General features: G+C 71.9%; 10 protein-coding genes. 8 read left to right on the top strand and 2 right to left on the bottom strand.

The window, feature by feature from the left end; translation table 11 throughout:
• Nucleotides 1-155 precede the first annotated feature (155 nt).
• Nucleotides 156-1,667: a carboxylesterase/lipase family protein gene (locus QH283_RS01620; protein WP_280501239.1), complete on the top strand. Its 1,512-nt coding sequence runs from the start codon at nt 156-158 to the stop codon at nt 1,665-1,667.
• Nucleotides 1,668-1,698: 31 nt separating this feature from the next.
• On the opposite strand, the gene QH283_RS01615 is transcribed toward QH283_RS01620, so the two are convergent.
• A complete protein-coding gene (locus QH283_RS01615) occupies nt 1,699-2,568 on the bottom strand; it encodes an Fpg/Nei family DNA glycosylase (RefSeq protein WP_280501238.1) in 870 nt (289 codons plus the stop codon).
• Between the two features lie 55 nt (nt 2,569-2,623).
• Nucleotides 2,624-3,388 (bottom strand): precorrin-6A synthase (deacetylating), encoded by a 765-nt coding sequence (cobF, locus tag QH283_RS01610; RefSeq protein WP_280501237.1) that lies wholly within the window; start codon nt 3,386-3,388, stop codon nt 2,624-2,626.
• A 74-nt stretch (nt 3,389-3,462) separates the two neighbouring features.
• Between cobF and QH283_RS01605 the strand changes: the two genes are divergently transcribed.
• The 7 genes from QH283_RS01605 to QH283_RS01575 form a co-directional block, all read left to right on the top strand.
• Nucleotides 3,463-4,281, top strand: a complete 819-nt coding sequence (locus QH283_RS01605; RefSeq protein ID WP_280501236.1) for a thymidylate synthase — start codon at nt 3,463-3,465, stop codon at nt 4,279-4,281.
• Nucleotides 4,278-4,793, top strand: a complete 516-nt coding sequence (locus QH283_RS01600) for a dihydrofolate reductase (RefSeq protein ID WP_280501235.1) — start codon at nt 4,278-4,280, stop codon at nt 4,791-4,793. The genes QH283_RS01605 and QH283_RS01600 overlap by 4 nt, the downstream gene beginning before the upstream one ends.
• Nucleotides 4,794-4,981: 188 nt before the next feature.
• Nucleotides 4,982-5,308: a cupin domain-containing protein gene (locus QH283_RS01595; protein WP_280501234.1), complete on the top strand. Its 327-nt coding sequence runs from the start codon at nt 4,982-4,984 to the stop codon at nt 5,306-5,308.
• A 16-nt stretch (nt 5,309-5,324) separates the two neighbouring features.
• On the top strand, nt 5,325-6,359 hold the full coding sequence (locus QH283_RS01590) for a Dyp-type peroxidase (protein ID WP_280501233.1): 1,035 nt from the start codon (nt 5,325-5,327) through the stop codon (nt 6,357-6,359).
• Entirely contained in the window at nt 6,356-7,156 is an 801-nt protein-coding gene (locus QH283_RS01585; RefSeq protein ID WP_280501232.1) for a family 1 encapsulin nanocompartment shell protein, read from the top strand. The genes QH283_RS01590 and QH283_RS01585 overlap by 4 nt, the downstream gene beginning before the upstream one ends.
• A 138-nt stretch (nt 7,157-7,294) precedes the next feature.
• Nucleotides 7,295-7,801, top strand: a complete 507-nt coding sequence (locus QH283_RS01580; RefSeq protein WP_280501231.1) for a PH domain-containing protein — start codon at nt 7,295-7,297, stop codon at nt 7,799-7,801.
• A 92-nt stretch (nt 7,802-7,893) separates the two neighbouring features.
• Nucleotides 7,894-8,637, top strand: a 744-nt coding sequence (locus tag QH283_RS01575) for a TerD family protein (RefSeq protein ID WP_280501240.1), incomplete at its 3' end; no start/stop codon positions are given.

Below are 8,637 nucleotides of genomic sequence, written 5' to 3'. Positions count from 1 at the left end.
CCGGGCATGCCCCCCCCCCCCCCCCACCACACCCCCCCCCCCCAGCCGCGGGCTCCCTGCCGTCGCCCGGGCGGCGCGGGGGGCCGCGGGCGGGGGGCCGTCCCCCCCCGCCGCGGCCCTCGCGCGCCGGCGGCGGGCCTGGTTACCATCGTCGGATGGTGGCAACGATCGACATCACGACCGAAGACGGCGTCGTCCGCGGTCGCCGCGGCAAGCGCGTGCTGCGCTGGCGCGCCCTGCCCTATGCCGCGCCACCGGTCGGCGAACTGCGTTTCCGCGCCCCGCAACCGGTGCGACCCTGGTCGGGGGTGCGCGACGCGACCGAGTTCGCCTCGGCCTCCTTCCAACATCGCGGCGGCGCGCGGATCGGCCCGCGGGTGGTGCAGCCGACCAGCGAGGATTCGCTGACACTGAATGTCACCGTTCCCGCCGCGCCCGCGATCACGCCGCGTCCGGTGATGGTGTTCATCCACGGCGGCGGCTACGTCATGGGCACCTCGGCGCTGAGCCTGTACTCGGGCGCGCGGCTGGCCCAGCGCGGCGTCGTGGTGGTGACGCTGAACTACCGGCTCGGCGCGTTCGGCTATGTGGATTTCAGCCAGTTCGCCACCCCGTCGCGGCCGTTCGACAACAACCTCGGCCTGCGCGACCAGGTCGCGGCGCTGGAGTGGGTGCGGCGCAATATCGCCGCGTTCGGCGGCGACCCGGACAATGTCACCATCTTCGGCGAGTCCGCCGGCGCGCACGCCGTGCTCTCGCTCATGGCCGCCCCGGCCGCGCGCGGGCTGTTCCACCGCGCGATCGCCCAGAGCCCCCCGGCCGACTGGGGTCTGTCCCGCGAGGACGCCGCGGAGTTCGCCCGTCTGCTGGTCGGCAAGCTCGGTGTCGATCCCGCCGACGCGGCCAGGGCGTTGCAGGAGTTGCCCGCCAACGAGATCCGCAAGGCGGCCGACCGGACGACGGCCATGGCGGGGCGCCCGCGTCCCGGCTTCTTCCCGATCTGCCCGGTCGCCGACGGCGAGTACCTGCCGCAGCCCCCGCTGGAGGCCATCCGCGCGGGCACGGCGGCGGCGGTCCCGCTGATCATCGGCACCTGCCGCGACGAAGGTCAGCTGTTCGCCAAGTTCGCCGACCACCTGCCGACCGACAAGGACCGGCTGGACCGGCTGCTGGCGGCCGCGGGCGAGGACGTGGCGGGTCGGGTGCGGGCGGCCTATCCGCTGTACCCGGACCCTCGGGCCGCGGTGCGGATGGGCGGCGACTACGTCTTCTGGCGGCCTTCGGTGGCGATCATGGAAGGCCACAGCAGGCACGCCCCCACCTGGGCCTATCGCTACGACTACGCCCCGCGCGCGCTGAAGCTGGCAGGCATCGGCGCCACCCATGCCACCGACCTCATTCCGGTCTTCGGCGCGGGCGACGCCCTGTTCGGCAAGGCACTCACCGCGGCGGGCGGCGCGCACGGCATGGCCGTGGTGACCAAGCAGTTCCAGGACAACTGGGTGTCCTTCGCCCGCACCGGGGAACCGCTGCCGTCCTGGCCCGCCTACACCGAGGCCGACCGGCTCACCCTGATCATCGACGACCCGGTCCGCGTGCTGCCCGACCCCGACCGGCAGCGGCGGCTGGCGTGGGAGGGCGTGCGGGCGCCCTCACTCACCTCCTGACCGACCGGCCGCCTCCCGACCGACCGGCGCGTCATTTCAGCAGGCGGGACATGCGCCGGTCGGCGAGCACCTTGCCGCCGGTCTGGCAGGTCGCGCAGTACTGGAAGGACCGCTCGGCATAGGACACCTCGCGCACGGTGTCCCCGCACACCGGGCACGGTTGCCCGGTCCTGGCGTGCACCCGCAGGCCGGAACGCTTCTCGCCCTTGAGCCGGGCGGCGTCCTGGCCGACCGAGCGCGCGACCGCGTCGGTGAGCACGGTGCGCATCGCCGCGTAGAGCTCGGCCACCTTCTCGGCGGGCAGGGTTCTGGTGTTGGCGAACGGCGAGAGCCGGGCGGTGTGCAGGATCTCGTCGGAGTAGGCGTTGCCGATGCCCGCCAGCAGGGTCTGGTCGGTGAGCACGGTCTTCACCCGGCCGGAGGCGCCGCGCAGCAGTTCCTCGAACCGCGGTTCCCCCACCTCCAGCGCGTCGGGCCCGAGCCGGGCGATGCCGGGCACCAGCGCCGGATCGTCGACGACGTAGACCGCCAGGCGCTTCTTGGTCCCGGCCTCGGTCAGGTCGATGGCCGGGGTGGCGCCCTCGGGGGTGAAGAAGTGCACGCGCAGCGCCAGCGGGCTCTTGCCGCCCGGCTTGGGCGGGTTCGGGTTCGGTTCGTCCACCCAGCGCAGCCAGCCCGCGCGGGAGAGGTGGGTGATCAGCCAACGACCGGAACAGTCGAGGCCGAGGAACTTGCCCCAGCGGGCCGCGCCCGTGACGTCACGGCCGGACAGCGAGGTCACCGGCGGGTCGAAGGTCTTGACCGCGCTCAGCGCGGCCACATCGACCCGGCCGACCACCGCGCCGACCGCGTGCTCGCGCAGGAACTGCGCCAGCGCCTCCACCTCCGGCAGTTCGGGCACGGGGCACCTCCCTGGTTCTGGGGGTCACGCTCGGTTCCGGGTGTCCTGCCCGAGGTTACCCGTCGGCACCGACACCTCCGGCGCCGCGACGCAGCAGGTAGATGTCCATGATCCAGCCCTTCTCGGCACGCAGCCGCGCCCGCGTCGCCACGATGCGCTCGCGCACCGCACCGACCGGACCGGCGATCAGGGTCTCGTCGGGCATGCCGAGATAGGCGCCCCACCAGATGTGGGTGTCGTCGGGGACGCCGGTGAAGGCGCAGTCGCCGTCCAGCATGACCACCGTCGAACCTGGCCCGAGTCCCTGCTCGCGGACCTTGCGCCCGGTGGTGATGTGCACCGGCTCGCCGATCTCGTGCAGCACGATGCGGTGGCGCGCGGCCAGGGCCTGGGCACTGGTCACCCCGGGGATCACCTCGCAGTCGAAAGTTGCTGTACCGGGGCGGCGGCGCACCCGTTCGACCATGCGCAGGGTGCTGTCGTAGAGCGAGGGATCGCCCCACACCAGGATGCCGCCGATACCGTCGACCCCGGCGAAGGCCTCGGCCAGCAGCGCCGCGCGGCGCTCGTGCCAGTCCGCCACCACGCCGCGATAGTCCTCGGGCGCGCGGTCGCGCGGCGGGTCGGCGATCTCCACGATCCTCGGTTCGCCGTCGAGATGGGTGCGCAGGATCTGGGCGCGCACCTCGACCAGCTCGCGCTTGGCCTCGCCCTTGCCGATCACGAAGAACACCTCGACCTGCCGCATGGCCTCGACGGCCTGCATCGTCACCTGCCTCGGGTCACCCGCGCCGATGCCGATCACATAGAGCTTGCGCATCCGCCGAGCATGCCAGTCGCGCGCGTCGGTCCCTCCGGGCGGACCGGCCCGGACCGCCGACTAAGCTCGTCCGCGTGGAGACGGACACGGAAGTTCCGCCGGATCGCCAGTACGAGGACCTGCTGAAACTCGTGCTCGAGACCGGCACCCCGAAGGGCGACCGCACCGGCACCGGCACCCGCAGCGTGTTCGGCCATCAGCTGCGCTATGACCTGTCGGCCGGCTTCCCGCTGATCACCACCAAGAAGGTGCACCTGAAGTCGGTCGTCTACGAACTGCTGTGGTTCCTGCGCGGCGACTCCAACGTCGGCTGGCTGCGCGAGCACGGCGTGACGATCTGGGACGAGTGGGCCGACGCCGACGGCGAGCTCGGCCCGGTCTACGGCGTGCAGTGGCGCTCCTGGCCGACCCCCGACGGCAACCACATCGACCAGATCGCCCAGGTGCTGCACACCCTGCGCACCGACCCCGACTCCCGGCGCATCGTCGTCTCGGCCTGGAACGTCGCCGAGCTGGACAAGATGGCCCTTGCGCCCTGCCACGCCTTCTTCCAGTTCCACGTGGCCGACGGCAAGCTCAGCTGCCAGCTCTACCAGCGCAGCGCCGACCTGTTCCTCGGCGTGCCGTTCAACATCGCCAGCTACGCCCTGCTCACGCACCTCGTCGCGCAGCAGGTCGAGCTGGAACCCGGCGAGTTCATCTGGACCGGCGGGGACTGCCACATCTACGACAACCACGTCGAGCAGGTCACCGAACAGCTGACCCGCGAGCCGTATCCGTTCCCCCGGCTCGAGCTGCGTCCGGCGACCTCGCTGTTCGACTACACCTACGAGGACATCTCCGTGACCGGTTACCGGCATCACCCGGCGATCAAGGCTCCGGTGGCGGTGTGAGCGCGATCGTGTCCACCCGCACCATCGGCCTCATCTGGGCGCAGAGCCCGGAGGGGGTGGTCGGATTCGAGAACACCATTCCCTGGCGCGTGCCGGAGGACATGGCCAACTTCCGCACCGTGACCTGGGGTCACCCGGTGATCATGGGCCGCAAGACCTGGGACTCGCTGCCGCCGAAGTTCCGTCCGCTGGCCGGCCGCCGCAACATCGTGCTCACCCGGCAGCCGAACTGGTCGGCGCCGGGCGCCGAGCGCGCCGGTTCGCTGACCGAGGCGCTGGAGATGACCGAACCGGACTCGGTCTGGGTCGCCGGGGGCGCCGAGATCTACGCCACCGCGATGGATTTCGCCACCGAACTGCTGGTCACCGAGGTCCAGGTGAGCGTGCAGGGCGACGCGCACGCCCCGGTCATCGGACCGGAGTGGCGGTTGCTGGAGTCCGAACCGGAACGGGTGTCCTCGACCGGGGTGCGCTTCCGCATCGATCGTTACGTGCGGCGCACCCGCGGCTGAGCGGGACCGACACGCAGGCGGTCGCGGGCGGGGCGGTAAAGCGGTCCCGCCCGGGTGCGCGGTCCGGCATACTCCAAGGACCGGTGGCTCAGGCCCCGTCCCCGTCCCGCCCCGGCGGAGGTGGAAGCGCACCGCACGATCGCGACAGGCACTCCCCGCGAAAGGCACTCCCTGCGAAAGGCACTCCCATGGACAAGAAGTCGCTGACCGCCCTGGCCCGCCAGCAGCTCAAACTTGCCGCCACGGCCTCGAGCGGACGCAGTTCGCAGACCGTATACGGCGGCCACACCCACACCCTGCGCCAGACCGTGGTGGCTCTCACAGCGGGCCAGAGCCTGGCCGAGCACGACAACGGCGGCGACGCCACCATCCACGTGCTGTCGGGCACGTTGACGCTGATCAGCGGGGTCGACGAGTGGAAGGGCTCGGCGGGCGACCTGCTGGTCGTGCCCAAGGCCAGGCACAGTGTGAAGGCCGACGACGACGTGGCGTTCCTGCTGACGGTGGCCAAATAACCTCTAGGCTGTCGGCATGGGCGAGCCGCAGCCGATCCTCGAACCGCTCACGCCTGCCGCCATCTTCCTCGTCGCCACCATCGACGACGGCGGCGAGGCCACGGTGCGCGACCTGCTCGCAGACCTGCAGGGCCTGCGCCGCTCGGTCGGCTTCCGGCTACCGGGGGCGAACCTGAGCGTCGTCGCCTCCCTCGGCTCGCGTGCCTGGGACCGGCTGTTCACCGGTCCACGCCCGGCCGAACTGCACGTGCTGCGCGAGTTCGTCGGCGCGGTGCACCGGGCGCCGTCCACGCCCGGCGATCTGCTCTTCCACATCCGCGCCGAGGTGCAGGACGCCTGCTTCGAGCTGGCCATGGCCATCGCCGACCGGCTGGCGGGCGCGGCGACCATCGTCGACGAGACCGTCGGCTTCCGCTATTTCGAGCAGCGCGACCTGCTCGGTTTCGTCGACGGCACGGAGAACCCGGAGGGCGCCGAGGCCTTCGAGCACACCTTGATCGCCGAGGAGGACGACCCGCACTTCGCCGGCGGCAGCTACGTGATCGTGCAGAAGTACCTGCACCCGCTGCGCGAGTGGCGTGCGCTACCGGTGGAGGAGCAGGAACGGATCATCGGCCGCACCAAGCTCGACGATTTCGAACTGCCCGACGACCGCAAGCCCGCCGATTCGCACGTCGCGGTGAACACCGTGGTCGACGAGCAGGGCGCCGAACGCAAGATCTTCCGCCACAACATGCCCTTCGGCAGCGTGCGCGAGGGCGAGTTCGGCACCTACTACATCGCCTACGCCGCCAGCCCCTCGGTCACCGAGACCATGCTCTCGCGCATGTTCGAGGGCACCGAGGAGGCCGCCTACGACCGCATCCTCGATTTCTCCACCGCGATCACGGGCACCCTGTTCTTCGCCCCGCCGCTGGACTTCTTCGACGACATGCCCGACCCGCCGGGCGCCGCCGCGGCCGCCGAACCCGCCGACAACCAGGCGCGGCCGCTCGGCGCGAACGCCGACGGCTCACTCGGTATCGGCACACTGAAAAGGAGCACCCCGTGAACAACCTGCATCGCGAACTCGCGCCGATCACCGCCGAGGCGTGGGCGGCCATCGAGGAGGAGGCGACCCGCACCTTCAAGCGGCACATCGCCGGGCGGCGGGTGGTCGACCTGTCCGGCCCGCACGGCGTGGCGTACTCCGCGGTCGGTCTCGGCCGCACCACGGTGATCGAGTCGCCCGAGGACGGGGTGCAGGCCAGGCAGCGGCTGGTGGCTCCGCTGGTCGAGCTGCGGGTGCCGTTCACCCTCTCGCGCGAGGAGCTGGACAACATCGAGCGCGGGGCCGAGGACGCCGATCTCGACGCGGTCAAGGACGCCGCGCGGCGCATCGCCTTCGCCGAGGACAAGGCCATCTTCGAGGGCTACGCCGCCGCAGGCATCACCGGCATCCGCGCCGCCTCCTCCAACGACCCGCTCACCCTGCCCGCCGAGTCGCGTCTGGTGCCGGAGGCCGTGGCCCAGGCCCTGACCGAACTGCGGCTGGCCGGCGTCGACGGCCCCTACTCGCTGCTGCTCAGCGCCGAGTTGTACACCGAGGTCAGCGAGACCTCCGACCACGGCTACCCGATCCGCGTCCACCTCGAGCGCATGTTCCCGGACGGCAAGATCATCTGGGCTCCCGCCATCGACGGCGCCTTCGTGGTGACCACCCGTGGCGGCGACTTCGAGCTCACCCTCGGCCAGGACCTCTCCATCGGCTATCTCGCCCACACCGCCGACACCGTCGACCTCTACTTCCAGCAGAGCCTGCAGTTCCGCGTCCACACCGCCGAAGCCGCCGTGGCCCTGCGCCGCTGAAACCTGACCGCTGAAACCTGCGCCGCCGCACCTTCGTCCCCCCCCACGGGCCCCCAGCCGCCGGACCCGGCACCGCCGTAGCGGGGCGGGCGCCACACGGGGGTCGGTGAGCGGAAGACGAAGATTTAGGCCGGGGTGGTGCCGGGGCGGCGGGTGGGGTGCTACTGCGGGGTCGGCCTCGCGCTGATGCTCGCCGTGACGCTGGCCGTGGTGGCCTGGTTCGGGCCGGGGCGGGTGTTCACCGGGCTGCTGGCCGGGTTCGTGCTCGGGGCGGCGGCGCTGGCGGCGTTGTACAAGCGCGACGGCGTGGTGCTCACCGACGACGCGATCGAGCTGCGCACGCCGCTGGCGCACGAGGTGCTGTCCTGGGATCGGGTGGTCGGGGCCCGCTTCGCGCTCGACGAGCGGGCGCGCTGGTCGCTGGCCCTGGATCTTTCCGGTGGTGACGAGCCGCACGGCGAGCTGGTGCTGGTGTCGATTCCGCCGGTGCGCGGGCCGGTGTCGAGCGCCTACGAGCTGGACATGCGGGAGCGTATCGAGGCGATCCGGGAGTTCCTGCGGCGCAAGCGGGTTCCGGTGACGGTGCTGCCGGAGATCGCGGGGGCGCTGAGCGAGCACTGGAAGATCGCCCCGCCGACACGCTGACCGACACGGCGAACGGCCGGGTACGGCTGTTTTCCGGTCGGCGTTCGGCGTGACGGGCCGGTGCCCGCTCGTATACGTTGGAACTCGTGTCGATGATGAAGGGCGCCAATGTGGCGGTGCCGATGTCCGCGGTCCGCATCGAACTGGGGTGGCAGTCGGGTCCGGGTGTGCCGGACGCCGACGCGTCCGCGTTGCTGCTGGCGGGCGGCAAGGTCCGCTCCGACAACGACTTCGTGTTCTACAACCAGCCGGCGCATCCCTCCGGCGCGGTCCGCCACGAGGGCAAGCAGCAGGGCCCGACGGTGCTCGACGTGCTCTCGGTGCAGTTGTCGAGCGTGGAACCGCAGATCGAGACGATCGTCATCGCCGCCTCCGCCGACGGCGGCACGTTCGGCCAGGTCCCCGGCCTGTACGTGCGGGTGCTCGACGCGGCGAGCGGCGCCGAGGTGGCCCGCTTCGACAGCACCGGCGCCACCACCGAGACCGCGTTCGTGCTCGGCGAGCTCTACCGCCGCCAGGGCGCGTGGAAGTTCCGCGCCGTCGGCCAGGGCTACGATTCCGGCCTGGCCGGGCTGGCCACCGATTTCGGCATCTCGGTCGACGAACCCGCCACACCACAGCCCGCCCCATCACAGCCCGCCACATCACAGCCCGCCCCGTCACAGCCCCCCCACCCGCCGTTAACCCCGCCCCCCCCCCCGGCGGCTCGTTCGGCATGCGCCCCGGCCTGTAGTGGGGGGTGCACGCCGCGGCGAGCGGCGCCGAGGTGGCCCGCTTCGACAGCACCGGCGCCACCACCGAGACCGCGTTCGTGCTCGGCGAGCTCTACCGCCGCC

This window comes from Nocardia farcinica (assembly GCF_029867845.1).
Lineage (GTDB): Bacteria > Actinomycetota > Actinomycetes > Mycobacteriales > Mycobacteriaceae > Nocardia > Nocardia farcinica_A.
Note: the sequence above shows the minus strand (reverse complement) of the source record. Positions and strands in the feature narration are given on the sequence as shown.